Here is a 14,924-nt window from a genome sequence, read left to right on the forward strand (position 1 = left end):
CGCCTCTTTTCATTTCCTCGACCGCCGGTCACGCCCCGCCGGTCATCTCCAGCAGGGCGAACATCTTGAGCAAGGCCACGGGCAGCATGCGCCCCGACAGCTTGCGCTCGGCGCCCACGATGCCCGACAGCGGACCGCGCACGACATCCGCCGCCGGCGAATGCGCCAGCTGCCAGCACGCCGCGCCCAGTTGCCCGGCCATCAGGGACTGGCGCGCCAGCGTATGGGCGCCGTCCACCGCCGGCAAGGCCTGCCAGGCGTTGGCCATGTAGCGGAACGCGGCCTTGGCCTCGTCCTGCAGCACCAGCCAGCGCGCGATCGCCGCCGCGTCCGCCTGCGTCGCGGACAGATTCGTGGCGCCGAACAGCTGCCCGGCGACTTCCCCGCTGTCCGTGTCGATCAGGCGCGCGCAGATCAGGCGGAAGGAGGCGCCCTGCCCCTTGCCGGGCAGCGCGATCTCGGTGCCCGACGCCCACAGCGCCAGGGGCACCGTCTTGCCGTCGCGCACCAGGCGCAGACCCGGCATGTCGCCAGGCTGGCCTACCGGCAGGTAGCCCACACTCTTGCCGACAGCGTTCAGATTGGTGGGGCATTCGTCCTGGATCACGCGCAGGCCGCCCGGGCAGCGGGCCACCCAGGAAACGCCCTGGTCGCTGAAGGACTGCCACAGCGCGACGGTGCCGGCTTCCAGCATGTGGACGTGCGGCAGCGACTGCAGCCGCTCGCTTAGCCAGCGCACGCGCGCCTGCAGCGCCTGGACCGGATCCGGCTGCGCCGGCGCGGCGGGCGCGAAAGAACTCAGCATGCCGTGCGGCAGCACCAGCTGCTGCGCCGGCGCGGCCATCGCAGCGCCGCGATCGCTCATCAGAAGCGCGCCCAGCAGCGTGCCGCCAGGCAGCGCCTCGCCCTTCATGGCGGTCTTGCCATGCATGACGAGCAGGTTCTTGCCGCAGGCCGTGGAAAACTCGCGGCGCGCCATGGCCAGCGGGTCCTCGCCCAACGCCGCCAGGCTGGAGCCCGCGCCGTCGCTGACGTATTCGCGCCAGGCCGAGCGCGCCTGCAGGCAGGCCGCATCGTTGTCCAGCCAGGCGATGGTGTCATCCAGGTTCTGGGCGGCCGCAACCGCGCCCTGGCCGCCCTGCTGCGGCAGGATGGCCGAGGCCAGCAGCTGCCGACGGCGCACCGGATCCACGGCATCGGGCTCGCGCGGCGGCGGCACCAGCGACGCCAGGTCGGCCTCGCTGGGGGTGTACAGCGCGCGGGCGCGCTCCACCATCGAGAACGCGCGGTCGATCAGCACGTCGGCGCGCGCCAGCTCCATGTGCTCGGGCACCTTCTGCCCAACCGACATGTAGTGGATCGGCAGGCGGTGGCGGATGGCGGTGTCCAGCGCCGCGCCCAGGCGAGTAGCCTCGTCCAGCTTCGTGATAATGCAGCCAGCCACGTCTTCGCCCACGCCATTGCGGTAGGCGTGCGCCACTTCGTCCAGCGTGTCGCCCTGGCTCGCGGCGTTCAGCACCAGCAGCCGGCGCACGGGCTTGCCCGCGTTGCACAGCATCGCCGCCTGCTCCGCCACCAGGCGGTCGCGCTGGCTGATGCCGGTGGTGTCGATCAGCACGATCTTGCGGTTGCCCAGTTCGGCCAGGATGCGGCGCAGCTCGCCGGCATCGCGCACCGAATGCGCGGGCACACCCATCAGGCGGCCGTAGATCTGCAACTGCTCCAGGGCCCCGATCCGGAAAAGGTCGGTGGTCAGCATCGCCACCTGCTCCCGCCCCTCGCGGGCGACGCAGCGCGCGGCCAGCTTGGCGAGCGTAGTGGTCTTGCCCACGCCGGTGGGGCCGACCAGCGCGTAGACCCCGCCGGCCAGGAATTCATCTTCGGAGCGCACCACGGGCAGGTGCGTCACCAGTTCGTTGCGCGCCCAGCTCAGCGCAGCCTCGGGGCTCATCCCCTGCGGCAGACGTTCGACCAAGGTGCGCACCAGCTTCGTGCTGAAGCCGGCGTCCAGCAGGCTGCGGAACAGCGCGGCGGCCGCCGGTTCGCGCCCAGGCCCCTGGCGTCCGCCCCACAGCAGGCCGTCCATGCGGGTTTCCAGCGCGCCGCGCAGCGCGCTGATCGCATCCTGCAAACCCGCCGCCGTATCGGCAGGCAGGCCGGCCGAAGACGGGACCTGCGGCTGACGCACCGGCGCATCCGGCGTGCGAGCCATGGACGGGGCGGCCGGGGCCGGCGCGGCGGCAGGCGGCTGGGGCGGCGGCGCATAGGCGTCGGGCGCGCGATAGCCAGCGCCCGGAGCCTCGGCCATGTAGGCGGCCGGCGCGGCGGCAGGCGCCATTGCGGCGGCGGGCGCCGCAGCCGGGGCGGCAAAAGCCGGGGGAGCCGCATGTGTGGGCGCGGGCGCAGCCCGCAAGGCGGCGCCCAGGGTGTTCGAGCCCATTGCGGCGCCCATCGACGGACGCGCCGCAGGCAACGCCGGCAGCTCGACGCGTATGGGCGCGGCCGGCTGAGGCGCTGCCGGCTGAGGCGCGGCCGGCTGAGGTGCGGCCGGCTGAAGTGCTGCCGGCTGAGGCGCCACGTGCATAGGCGCTGCCGGCTGGGTGGTCATCGGCTGACCTGCAGTCAGCTGAGGCGCCATCGGCGCCAGCGGTTCGACCGGCCGGCCATCGTAGCCGGCTGCGTCCTGCGCGGACTCGGGCGCGGGCTGCGCCGACGCCGCATAGGCGGACTGGTAGGCGGCGATGGACCGCGACGGCGCGCCGTAGCCGCCTTGCGGCATGGCCGCAGGCGCGGGCTGCGGGCGTTCGGCCGGCGCGGCATGGGAGGAAGCGGCATAGGGCGACGCCGAGGGCTGGCGCGGCTGCGCCGGCTGCGCAGCCGGGGCGGCAGCGTGCGGCGGCGTCTGCGCGGTTTCGTCGTCGAACGCGCCGTCCACCGTCGCCAGCACCTCGATGCCGCCGTCGACGCTGCGGTTCGACACGATCAACGCGTCCGGCCCCAGCACCTGGCGCACCTGGCGCATTACGTCACGGCTGTTTGCCCCGAAAAAGCGGCTGATCTTCATTGCCCATTGCTCCCGCCGATCAGCGCCGTCACGCGGACGATGCGCTCATCGGGAATTTCCGTATTCGACAACACGCCCAGCTGCGGCAGATGATGCCGCAGGAAGCGCGACAGCGGCGCGCGCAGGACCGGCGACACCAGCAGCACCGGCGCGTTGCCTTGCGACTCCTGGCGTTCGACCGCCGCCTGCGCCTCGCGCAGCAGCGTATCGGCCAGCCCCGGCTCCAGGCCGCCGCTGGTCGTCATGGCCTGCGACAGCACGCGCTCGAGCTTCACGTCCAGGCCGATGACGCGCAGCTCGCCGTCGCCCGGGAACCACTGCTGCGTAATGGCGCGGCCCAGCGCACGGCGGGTCAGCGCAATCAGTTCGTTGATGTCGGGCTGGCCGCCCGAGCCGGCAGCCTGCGCCGCCAGGCGCGGGCCATGCTCGGACAGGGTGTCGATGATGGTGCGCATGTCGCGGATCGGCACTTCTTCCGACAGCAGGCCCTGCAGCACCTTCTGCAGCGCGGTGAGCGACAGCGTCTTTGGCACCAGGTCTTCGACCAGTTTGGGCGCGTCGCGGCCGATGCGGTCCAGCAGTTGCTGGACTTCCTGGCGTCCCAGCAGGTTCGAGCCGTGGCGGTGCATCAGGTGGTTCAGGTGCGTGGCGACCACGGTGCCTGCGTCCACCACGGTATAGCCCGCCACCTGCGCCTGGTCGCGCAGCGCGCTGTCGATCCACAGCGCCGGCAGGCCGAAGGCCGGGTCGGTGGTGGGCGTGCCCTTGATCTGCATCGTCACGCCGCCCGGATCAATGGCCAGCCACTGGCCCGGCATCGCGACGCCGTTGCCGACTTCCACGCCGGACAGCAGGATGCGGTAGTCGTTCGGCTTGAGTTCCAGGTTGTCGCGGATGTGCACGACGGGCGGCAGAAAGCCCACGTCCTGCGCGAACTTCTTGCGCAGGCTGCGGATGCGGTGCAGGAGTTCCCCGTTCTGGGCGTGGTCCACCAGCGGAATCAGCCGGTAGCCCACTTCCAGGCCCAGCTGGTCCACCATGGACACGTCTTCCCAGCTTGCCTCGGCGGCGGCGGCCTGCGCCTGGGTGATCGCCTGCGGCGGGATCTCCTCGGCGGCCACGGCCGCGGCCTGCCTGCGCTTGTGCAGCATCCAGCCGCCCCAGGCCAGCGCGCCGGCCAGGGTCAGGAAGGCGATGTGCGGCATGTTGGGGATCAGCCCCATGATGCCGATGATGCCGGCGGTCAGGAACAGCACGCTCGGGTTGGAGAACAGCTGGCTGATGATCTGCTGGCCGATGTCCTGGTCGGTCGACACGCGCGACACGACCACGCCGGCGGCGGTGGAGATCACCAGCGCGGGGATCTGGGCGACCAGGCCGTCGCCGATGGTCAGCAGCGTGTAGACGCGGGCCGAATCGCCCATCGACATGTCGTGCTGGGCCACGCCCACGATCAGGCCGCCGATGATGTTGATCGCCATGATCAGCAGGCCGGCAATGGCGTCGCCGCGCACGAACTTGCTGGCGCCGTCCATCGAGCCGAAGAAGTCCGACTCCTGCGAGACCTCCGCACGGCGCTTGCGCGCCTCGTCTTCGCCGATCAGGCCGGCGTTCAGGTCGGCGTCGATCGCCATCTGCTTGCCGGGCATGGCGTCCAGGGTGAAGCGCGCCCCGACTTCCGCGATACGGCCCGCACCCTTGGTGATGACGATGAAGTTGATGATGGTCAGGATGATGAAGACGATGATCCCGACAGCGAAGTTTCCGCCCACCAGGAAGTGGCCGAAGGCCTCGATCACCTTCCCCGCCGCATCGGGCCCCGTGTGCCCGTTCAGCAGCACCACCCGGGTGGACGCAACGTTCAGCGACAGGCGCAGCAGCGTGGCGAACAGCAGCACGGCCGGAAACGCCGCGAAGTCCAGCGGCTTGCGGGTGAACATGGCCACCAGCAGGATCATCACCGACAACGCGATGTTGAAGGTGAACAGCAGGTCGAGCAGGAACGTGGGCAGGGGCAGCACCATCATGCCCAGCACCATCACAATCAGGATGGGACCCGCCAGCAGCCGCGCATGCGTGGCGCCGTTACTCTTCAACATGGTGAGCAGTGCGCTCATTCCTTAAACTCCTTGTGCTGCGGTTTTTGCCTGCGGGTCCAGTTCGGCTGGCACGTTCAGTTTGGTGGGCATCGTCGGTTCGACCCCCCATCCCGAGCGCCAGGAACGAAGCTGGAATACCCACGCCAGCACTTCCGCCACCGCGGTGTACAGCTCGGCCGGGATTTCTTGTCCCAGCTCGACGTGTTGATGCAATGCGCGCGCCAGGGGCGGCGCCTCCAATGTGGGAATCCGGTTCTCGGCGGCCAGCTCGCGGATCTTGGCGGCGATCAGGCCCGTGCCCTTGGCCAGCACGACCGGTGCGCCGCCCTTCGATTCGTCGTACTTCAGCGCCACCGCATAGTGCGTCGGGTTCGTCACCACGACGTCGGCCTTCGGCACCTCGGACATCATGCGGCGGCGGGCCGCCTGGCGCTGCTGCTGCCGGATGCGCGCCTTCACGTGCGGATCGCCTTCGCTTTCCTTGTGTTCCTGGCGCACGTCTTCCTTGGACATGCGCAGCTTCTTCAGGTGGCTCCAGATCTGCCAGGGCACGTCCAGCATGACGATGATCAGCAGCGAGGCCACGATGAATGCGCAGCACATCGCCACCAGCGTCAGCGCCTTGGTCAGCGCTGCCGACGGCGCCACATGCATCAGGCTCAGCATGTCGTCGTGATAGCGCCAGATGACCCAGACCGCCACCCCGCCCACCAGCGCCGCCTTGGCCAGCGCCTTGATCAGCTCGACCACCGTCTGCGCAGAAAACATGCGCTTGAGCCCGGCGAGCGGGCTGAGCTTGGAAAAATTGGGCTGCAGGGGCTTGCCCGAAATGACCAGGCCGCCCAGCACCACGCTGGAGAACACCGCCACCACCGCCAGCAGGCCGAAGATCGGCAGGAGCACCATCAGCGCATGGCCGAAGCCGCTGACCGCCTGCTCGACCATGACGCCCGGGTCAATAGCGACGCGCTGGTCGAACGCCAGGCCGCTGCGCAGCACCCCGCTCAAGCCCTGGTAGAGCGATCCGCCGCCCGCCCAGATCGCGGCGACACCGACAGCCAGCATCATGAACGTGCCCAGTTCCCGGGAACGCGCAATCTGCCCCTCCTCGCGCGCCTTTTCCAGGCGCCTGGGAGAGGCGGCTTCGGTTTTTTCGAGGTCGCTTTCTTCGGACATGCTCTACGGGGTTTCGCGGCTTGCGGAGATTGGAATTGCAAGCCGCCCGCCGAGATTCTAGGAGGCGCCGGGCTTTGGCGATATGCCAAGAAAAGGGGGGAAAGCGGCGCTATTCCCGGATGCGCGGCCGCCTCCCGCAAGGGCCCCTTCCCCGCCGCCCGTCCAGGGCCGCCCGGAACCCGCTGTCAGCCCGCGGCCGGCGCCGTCCTGTCGCGAGCGCCCTCCTGTTCCTGGACGGCCTGGAAGCGCGCATAGTCCAGACCGATCCGGACGGCGCCCCAATGTTCCGGCCCCAAATAAATGGGCAAGGAGATGTCGTTGACGATCTCGCCGGTGTCGCGGGAATACGTCTGGAACAGCACCGTCCCGGTGTTGGCCGCCAGCCTTGCGCCCACGGGGTCGTCGAAAATGCGCTTGTTCCGTACCCGAACGATGTCCTGTTTCGGGTCGCCGGTGGGCGCATGCGAAAACCGGCTGTTGTGGGCCGGCGCGTAGCCGCGGTTGTCCACCAGAATCGTGTAGATGGCGCCCGGCACGCCATCGAGCACGCTGTCGAGCAGACGCGTCAGGGATTCCTCGATGCCGCGGTCGTAGGCGGTGTGGTAGCGCGGCGGTTCGCTGCCGGGAATGCGCTGGTAGTGGCGGTCAAACACGTCCAGCCCGCGTCGCCTGGCGTCCTGCAGCACGCCCAGGGCCGCGTCGCCGAAGGCCTCCAGCGCGTCGGACAGGCTGTCGAACGCCGTGTCGCCGGTGCGCATGTCCGCCAGCACCTCCTGCACGCTTTCGGTCTGGCGGCGGATGCGGTCGATTTCGCCAGACATGCTGCCGACCCGCTCAAGCACGTCGGCGCTCAGCGCCGCGATGCGGCCGACCTCCTGGCTCATGCCATGGTTGGTTGCGTCGACCTCGCCGATCGCCTGCACCACGTCGCCCACCTGGCGGTTCATGCTGTCGAAATCGCGCACAAATCGTTCAAAGCCGCCACAGGTCCGGTCAAGCACGGCGCCCGACGCGTCGACGTCCTCGCGCAGCACGCCGGTCTGGCGCTGGGTGGTTTCCACCAGTCCCAGCATCTCGGTGGTGTGGCGGCCGATGTCGCCGGTGGCGGTGTTGACGCGGTCGGCAAGCCGCCCGACCTCGCTGGCGACCACGGCGAAGCCGCGCCCCGCGTCCCCTGCCCTGGCCGCCTCGACACCCGCATTCAGCGCCAGCAGCTGGGTCTGCAGCGCGATGTCCTTGATCACCTTGCTGATGTCGCCCACCGAGCGCGCGCGCGTCGCCAATTGCCCGACGACCTCGGTGAACGCCGCCATCTCGCGCGTCATGCGGTCGACGCGCTCCTTGACCTCGGACAGCTCGGTCAGCGCGCGCTGCGCCGCATGCAGATTCTGGCCCGACACGTCGGCGATTTCGCGCGCATGGGTGGAGGTGGAGGCGGACAGGTCCGCGATCTGCGCGCCGCTGGCCGCCAGCGCTTCGGCCGCGCGCGCCTGTTCACGCGCCAGCAGCGAACAGCGTCCGACCTGGAATTGCGTGCGCGCCGCGTTGAGCGCGATTTCGATGCTGGATTGCCGCACGGTCATGACGCGCGTGCGGATCTGTCCGAGGAAACGGTACAGCGGCCAGGCGGCCGGACTGAAGGACAGGGCGCGCTCCGACAGCATCGCGTCGCCGCGATTGAGCCGCCGCAACAAGCCCCACATGCCGCCCAGGCGGAATACGGATCTGGCCAAGATGAACCTCCTTTCCCTGACCCGGACCGCCTTCTTCGGGCATCCGTGGCCTGCGCGCAGGGCGCGCCTTGTCTCGTGCTGCGAGGCCCCGATTCTTATTGGCAGGAAGTCTATCGGCCGGGCAGTGTTTGCGCCCTTAGGGAATACCTCATGAGGCCGCGCGGAGCTGCGGATGCGGGGCAGTTGGCGTTCGGTTGGTGTCAGACACCTGGGGACACCCGGGATCCCGGCGGCCGCGCGCAATGGCGGCGCCGGTTGCTCGGGGTCTTAGAAGCCCAGGCTGGCCAGCAGGTCGTCGACCTGGTCCTGGCTGGTGACCACGTCGGTCTTGCCCTGCGGGCTGATCTGCGGCCCGTTGAGCAGGCTGTTGGCTTCGTCGCGGCGCTCTTGCGGCACGTTGTCCAGCAGCACCTGCAGCAGTTCGCGCTCGATTGCGCCCACCACGTCCATCATGCGCATGATGACCTGGCCCGTCAGGTCCTGGAAATCCTGCGCCATGATGATTTCCATCAGCTTGGACTGGGTCTGCTGCGTCTGCTTCGGCACGTCGGCCAGGAACGCGCGCGTGTCCTTAACCAGTTCGCGCGCCTCGGGCATTTCCAACGGCTGGTCGTACCACTGCTGCCAGCGGCTATCCAGCGCCTGGGCCGAACGCGCCATGCCGTCCTGGATGGGACCGGCCTGTTCGGTCGCGTTGAGAACGCGGTTGGCGGCCTGCTCCGTCATCTGCGCCACGTAACGCAGGCGGTCGCGGGCATCGGGGATGGCATTGGCCGCGTCCTTGATTGCCTGGTCCAGGCCCAGCTCGCGCATGCTGTCGCGCAGCATGCGGGTCAGCGACGCGATGCGGTGGATCAGGTCGGGCGAATCCGCCGGATCAACAGTTTCCGTGGAACTCATCGCGCACCTCAGCCAGCAATTTTCTCGAAGATCTTGGTCAGCTTTTCTTCCAGCGTTGCCGCCGTGAAGGGCTTGACCACGTAACCGTTGGCGCCGGCCTGGGCGGCGGCAACGATGTTTTCCTTCTTGGCTTCGGCCGTCACCATCAGCACCGGCAGCGAGGCCAGCGAAGCGTCGGCGCGGATCTGCTTGAGCATCTCCAGGCCATCCAGGTTGGGCATGTTCCAGTCGGACACCACGAACTGGAAGCCGCCGTTGCGCAGCTTCTCCAGGCCAATGGCGCCGTCCTCGGCCTCATCCACGTTCTCGAAACCCAGCTCTTTGAGCAGGTTGCGGATGATCCGCCGCATGGTGGGGAAGTCATCCACCACCAGAATCTTCAGGCCCTTGTCTACCATCTTTCACTCCAGAAAAAATTTGCTTGAGACCGATCGTGGGGCTTGTCCGCGTCAGACGCGGTGTCCACGGTCGCCCAGGCGAGTCAGAATGCGTTCGCTCATCGCCGACAACGGCACCACTTCAGACGCGGCCCCGATGGCGATGGCCTCGCGGGGCATGCCAAAGACCACGCAGCTGGCCTCGTCCTGCGCAATAGTGTGCGCGCCTGCCCTGTGCATGGCGAGCATGCCGGCGGCCCCATCCTTACCCATCCCCGTGAGAATGACGCCGATGGCGTTCTTGCCCGCCGCGACGGCTGCGGAGTTGAACAGCACGTCCACCGACGGGCGGTGACGATTGACGGGTTCGCTGGCTTCCAGTTCGATCACGTAGTTGGCGCCGCTGCGGCCCAGGCGCATGTGCGTATCGCCGCCCGGGGCCAGGTACACGTGACCCGGCAGGACACGGTCGCCGTGCACGGCTTCGCGCACGGTCACGGCGCATAGCGCGTCCAGGCGCTGGGCGAACGACCGCGTGAACCCGGCGGGCATGTGCTGCGTGATCAGGATCGCGGGGCTGTCCGGCGGCAGCGGCTGCAGGACCTCGCGGATCGCCTCGGTGCCGCCCGTGGACGCGCCCACGATGACCAGCTTTTCCGAGCTCGCCAGCGGCCGGCGCAGCATGGGCGCGGGCGCGGCGGGCGCGGAATGCGGCGTCGGCGCGCGCAACTTGGCGCGCGAGGCCGCGCGGATCTTGTCGGCGATGAGCTCCGTGTATTCGAGCAGACCGTCGCGAATGCCCAGCTTGGGCTTGGTCACGAAATCAATCGCGCCCAGTTCGAGGGCGCGCAGGGTGATTTCACCACCGCGCTCGGTCAGCGACGACACCATCACCACCGGCATGGGGCGCAGGCGCATCAGCTTTTCCAGGAAATCCAGCCCGTCCATGCGGGGCATTTCCACGTCCAGCGTCAACACGTCCGGGTTGTGGCGCTTGATCAGTTCGCGCGCCACCAGCGGATCCGGGGCGGTCGCCACCACTTCCATGTCCGGCTGGCTGTTGATGATCTCCGTCATCAAGCCCCGCACGAGCGCGGAGTCGTCCACACACAAAACGCTAATTTTCTTCATCTTGATTTGATGCCCTGGCCCGTTCAGGCCTTATTTGCGCATTCGTAGACTGTCTGCCCGCGCAGACGAAAATCCCGGCTGATATAGGTGAAGTTCTCGGAATGGCCCGCGAACAGCAGGCCGCCCGGCTTCATCAGCGGCACAAACCGTTCCAGAATCTTCGACTGCGTCGGCTTGTCGAAATAGATCATGATGTTGCGGCAGAAGATCACATCGAATTTCTCGTTGATCCCCCACGAAGGCGACAGCAGGTTCAGCGTCTCGTAGCGCACCATCTCAGCGATTTCCGGGCGCACCCTCACCTGCCCCTCGTTGGCGCCGCGGCCTTTGAGGAAAAAGCGGCGCAGGCGCTCCGGCTCCATCTTCGAGACGCGCTCGTCCGGGTAAACGCCGGTGCGCGCGCGGTTCAGCACGTTAGTGTCGATGTCGGTCGCCAGCACCGAGCAGGACGACGCGCGCGCACCCAGCGCTTCGGTCAGCGTGATCGCGATGGAATACGGCTCTTCGCCCGTGGACGCGGCGCAGCACCACACCGACAGCGGCCCGCGCTTCCTGGCGAAGTCGGCCAGGATCGGAAAGTGGTGCGATTCGCGGAAGAACGCCGTCAGGTTGGTCGTGAGCGCGTTGACGAAGTCTTCCCACTCCGCCGCGCCGGGCTCGTTCTCCAGCTGGTCAAGATAGCTGCCGAAATCATGCCCGCCCAGGGCGCGCAAGCGCCGCGCCAGACGGCTGTAGACCATCTCGCGCTTGTGCGTGCCCAGCGAGATGCCGGCGCGCGCATGAATCATCTTCCGGACGCGGGAAAAATCCGCGTCCCGGAAATCAAACTGGCGGTCCACCGCAATGGACGGGGCCGTATTCGGCGCAGTTGCCACTTGTATCCTCAGCGTCCCAGTGCAGGCGCGTCGGGCGCATGCAGCCTTGCATCGTCATAGGAGGCGTGCACCGAAGACAGCCGGTGAGCCGGCACTTCGATGACTTCGCCCGCGTTGATCTTGAACACTGCCACCGCTTCGGCCAGGCGCTGCGCCTGCTCCTGCAGCGAACCGGCCGCGGCCGCGGCCTCTTCCACCAGCGCCGCATTCTGCTGCGTCACTTCGTCCATCTGCGACACGGCGCGGTTCACCTGGTCGATACCGCTGGACTGCTCCTCGGACGCCGCCGAGATCTCGCCCATGATGTCCGTCACGCGCTTTACCGACGCCACGATCTCTTGCATCGTCGCGCCCGCGCGTTCAACCTGCTGCGAACCGGCGCCCACCTTGGTCACCGAGTCCTCGATCAGGCCCTTGATTTCCTTGGCCGCCTGCGCGCTGCGCTGGGCCAGCGAGCGCACTTCGCCCGCCACCACCGCGAAACCCTTGCCCTGTTCGCCGGCGCGCGCGGCTTCCACCGCCGCGTTCAGCGCCAGGATGTTGGTCTGGAACGCAATGCCGTCAATCACCGACACGATCTCGGAAATCTTGCGCGAGCTGGCCGAGATGCCTTGCATGGTGTTCACCACTTCCGACACCGCCGCGCCGCCCCGTTCGGCCACGTCCGACGCGCTGGCCGCCAGCTGATTGGCCTGGCGCGCGTTGTCCGCGTTCTGCTTCACCGTCGAGGCCAGCTCTTCCATCGACGCCGCGGTTTCCTCGAGCGAGGCCGCCTGCTGCTCCGTACGGCTGGACAGGTCCGTGTTGCCGGCCGCGATTTCGTGCGAACCGACGTTGATTTCGTCCACGCCGCGACGCACCGACGACACCGTGCGGGTCAGGCTTTCCTGCATGCGCTTGAGCGCCGCGAACAATTGGCCGATTTCGTTGGTGTTGGCGACTTCCACGCGGGCGGTCAGGTCGCCGCCGGCGATACGGTCAAAGTGATGGCCGGCTTCCTTCAGCGGCTGCAGCACGCGGCGGCGCAGGAACAGATAGGTGGCGAACACCAACAGCGCGGTGATCACGCCGCCGGCGCTGACCGCCATCAGCACGAACTGATAGCGCACCTTGGCGACTTCGTGCCCATCCTGCATCCTGGCGGCGCGCCAGAAGTCAAAGGCGTCGACGGCGCGCGCAAAACGGCCCTCGAGCGCGTCCTGCACCATCTGGATATGTGTCTGGTAGCCCGGCATGTCCGCCTTTTCCAGGGCGGCCACCAGCGGGGCCACGCCCTGCTGCGCCAGGGTGGCGTACGACTCCTCGATTTCCTTGAGCGCTTCGGCCGCCTCGGGCGGCCGGGGCAAGGTCTTGAAGTAGTCGAACTCGGCCTGGCCCTTATTGAGCGACGCCTTGGCGCGTTCGAGCAGGCCGGCCGCTTCACGCGACAGCCCCGAAGCGATCAAGGTCGGCTGGCCTACGCTGCGGACGATGTCGGCGTAATTCGCCGAGGCCGCGCGGCCCAGGCCGTTCAGGGTGTCCTTGTAGCTCGACACGACGCGGCCAACGGCGTCGTCCAATTCCTGCGATTGCTTGATTTCGGCCAACGTCCCATTGCTGATGCGCAGAGACAGCACGCCCAGCGCCGCTCCGATCACCAACATGAATGAGAAAAACGCCAGCACCCACAAAAGGCTGCTGCGTATCGTCATGTTCGCGAAAAACTTGCGCATCACAAGAACCACCCCTTGATTGCAATCGTTAAAGGAAAGCGCCACATCGCAATCAATATGGCGCCTTTACCCCGCACTACGGTCAGACTCCGATCAGGAGGCGACCTTCTCCACCAGCGCCATTTCGTCGCTGGTCATCATTTTTTCAATGTCCACCAGGATCAGCATCCGCTCGTCCACCGTGCCCAGGCCCGTCAGGTACTCGGTCGACAGGGTGGCGCCGAACTCGGGCGCCGGGCGGATCTGGCCGGAATTGAGCATCAGCACGTCCGACACGCCATCCACCACGATACCCACGACGCGGCGGTCGAGGTTCAGGATGATGACGACGGTCTGCTCGTTGTATTCGACGCGGCCCAGGTTGAACTTGATGCGCAGGTCGACGATCGGCACGATGATGCCGCGCAGGTTCGTCACGCCCTTGATGAAGGGCGGGACATTCGCGATGCGGGTGACCGTGTCGGCGTCGTAGCCGCGGATCTCCTGCACCTTCAGGATGTCAATGCCGTATTCCTCGTCGCCCAGCGTGAAGACCAGGAATTCGCTGCCGACATCTTCATTGCGCGCGGCTTGCGCTTGCGGTTTGGCTGCCATGATTTTTTAGTGCTCCATCAATTCAGAACGGCTTCGGGCTGCGACCAGCGTTCCCGGTTGGCGCGCGCGAGCGCAAATACGTCGACGATCAGGGCCACGCTGCCGTCGCCCAGGATGGTGGCGGCGGAAATGCCCGGGACCTTGCGATAGTTCGATTCCAGGTTCTTCACCACGACCTGGTGTTGGCCGATCAAGTGATCCACCAGCAACGCGAAGCGGCGGTCCTCGGCCTGCATGATGACGGCGATCGCCTGCGTGGGATCGGTCTGGGCATTGCCCACCGAGAACACGCGGTGCATCTCGACCAGCGGCAGGTATTCGCCGCGCACGTGCATGACCCGCTCGTTGCCGGCCACGGAATAAATCTGGTCGTTGGTGGGCTGCAGCGATTCGGTAACGTGGTTCAGCGGCAGGATGAAGGTTTCCTCGCCCACGCGCACCGACATGCCGTCCAGGATCGCCAGCGTCAACGGCAACACAATGCGGGTCGTCGTACCGTTGCCCGGCTCGCACGACAGCTGCACGTGGCCGCCCATGTCCTGGATGTTCCGGCGCACCACGTCCATGCCGACGCCGCGGCCGGAAATGTCCGTGACCTTTTCGGCCGTGGAGAAGCCCGGCGCGAAAATCAGCTGCCAGATCTCGTCGTCGGGCGAATTCTCGTTGACGGCCAGGCCCTGGGCCATGGCCTTCTTCAGGATCTTTTCCCGGTTCAGGCCGCCGCCGTCATCGCTGACCTCGATCACGATGTTGCCGCCGTTGTGCTGCGCGGACAGCACCAGCTGGCCGACCGGATCCTTGCCTGCGGCGATACGCTTTTCGGGCGTCTCGATGCCGTGATCCAGGCTGTTGCGCACCAAGTGGGTCAGCGGATCAATGATGCGTTCGATCAGGCTCTTGTCCAGTTCCGTCGCGCGGCCGTAGGTCTGCAGTTCGATCTGCTTGCCCATCTTGCCGGCGATGTCGCGCACCAGGCGCGGGAAGCGGCTGAACACGTAGTCCATCGGCATCATGCGGATGGACATGACCGCTTCCTGCAGGTCGCGGGCGTTGCGCTCCAACTGCTCCATGCCGTTCAGCAGGCGGTCGTGCAGCACCGGGTCCAGCGTCGAGGCCGTCTGCGCCAGCATGGCTTGCGTGATGACCAGTTCGCCCACCAGGTTGATCACCTGGTCGACTTTTTCCACGCCGACGCGGATCGAGGTCGATTCCTTGTCCACATGAGCGGCGGCAGCGGCCGCCGGACGCGCGGCGGCGCGGGCT

General features: G+C 67.5%; 11 protein-coding genes. All 11 read right to left on the reverse strand.

What is annotated here, in order from left to right; all coding sequences use genetic code 11:
• Positions 1 to 28: 28 nt before the first annotated feature.
• Positions 29 to 3,064, reverse strand: coding sequence for a flagellar biosynthesis GTPase FlhF (gene flhF, locus KYC_RS05405; protein ID WP_008159674.1), 3,036 nt, complete (start codon positions 3,062 to 3,064; stop codon positions 29 to 31).
• On the reverse strand, positions 3,061 to 5,181 hold the full coding sequence (gene flhA, locus KYC_RS05410) for a flagellar biosynthesis protein FlhA (RefSeq protein WP_008159676.1): 2,121 nt from the start codon (positions 5,179 to 5,181) through the stop codon (positions 3,061 to 3,063). The genes flhF and flhA overlap by 4 nt, the downstream gene beginning before the upstream one ends.
• Before the next feature lie 3 nt (positions 5,182 to 5,184).
• Positions 5,185 to 6,339: a flagellar biosynthesis protein FlhB gene (flhB, locus tag KYC_RS05415; RefSeq protein ID WP_008159678.1), complete on the reverse strand. Its 1,155-nt coding sequence runs from the start codon at positions 6,337 to 6,339 to the stop codon at positions 5,185 to 5,187.
• A 185-nt stretch (positions 6,340 to 6,524) separates the two neighbouring features.
• Positions 6,525 to 8,072, reverse strand: coding sequence for a methyl-accepting chemotaxis protein (locus KYC_RS05420; protein WP_008159679.1), 1,548 nt, complete (start codon positions 8,070 to 8,072; stop codon positions 6,525 to 6,527).
• A 267-nt stretch (positions 8,073 to 8,339) separates the two neighbouring features.
• Positions 8,340 to 8,972, reverse strand: a complete 633-nt coding sequence (cheZ, locus tag KYC_RS05425; RefSeq protein ID WP_008159682.1) for a protein phosphatase CheZ — start codon at positions 8,970 to 8,972, stop codon at positions 8,340 to 8,342.
• Between the two features lie 8 nt (positions 8,973 to 8,980).
• Positions 8,981 to 9,370: a chemotaxis response regulator CheY gene (gene cheY, locus KYC_RS05430; protein ID WP_008159684.1), complete on the reverse strand. Its 390-nt coding sequence runs from the start codon at positions 9,368 to 9,370 to the stop codon at positions 8,981 to 8,983.
• Positions 9,371 to 9,421: 51 nt separating this feature from the next.
• Positions 9,422 to 10,480, reverse strand: a complete 1,059-nt coding sequence (locus KYC_RS05435; RefSeq protein WP_008159686.1) for a protein-glutamate methylesterase/protein-glutamine glutaminase — start codon at positions 10,478 to 10,480, stop codon at positions 9,422 to 9,424.
• Positions 10,481 to 10,503: 23 nt separating this feature from the next.
• Positions 10,504 to 11,355 (reverse strand): CheR family methyltransferase, encoded by an 852-nt coding sequence (locus KYC_RS05440; RefSeq protein ID WP_008159688.1) that lies wholly within the window; start codon positions 11,353 to 11,355, stop codon positions 10,504 to 10,506.
• An 8-nt stretch (positions 11,356 to 11,363) separates the two neighbouring features.
• A complete protein-coding gene (locus KYC_RS05445) occupies positions 11,364 to 13,067 on the reverse strand; it encodes a methyl-accepting chemotaxis protein (RefSeq protein ID WP_008159690.1) in 1,704 nt (567 codons plus the stop codon).
• Between the two features lie 93 nt (positions 13,068 to 13,160).
• Entirely contained in the window at positions 13,161 to 13,661 is a 501-nt protein-coding gene (gene cheW / locus KYC_RS05450; RefSeq protein WP_008159692.1) for a chemotaxis protein CheW, read from the reverse strand.
• Between the two features lie 17 nt (positions 13,662 to 13,678).
• The coding region (locus tag KYC_RS05455; protein ID WP_008159695.1) for a chemotaxis protein CheW at positions 13,679 to 14,924 on the reverse strand (1,246 nt) is incomplete at its 5' end.

This window comes from Achromobacter arsenitoxydans SY8 (assembly GCF_000236785.1).
In the GTDB taxonomy this organism is placed as follows: domain Bacteria; phylum Pseudomonadota; class Gammaproteobacteria; order Burkholderiales; family Burkholderiaceae_B; genus Achromobacter; species Achromobacter arsenitoxydans.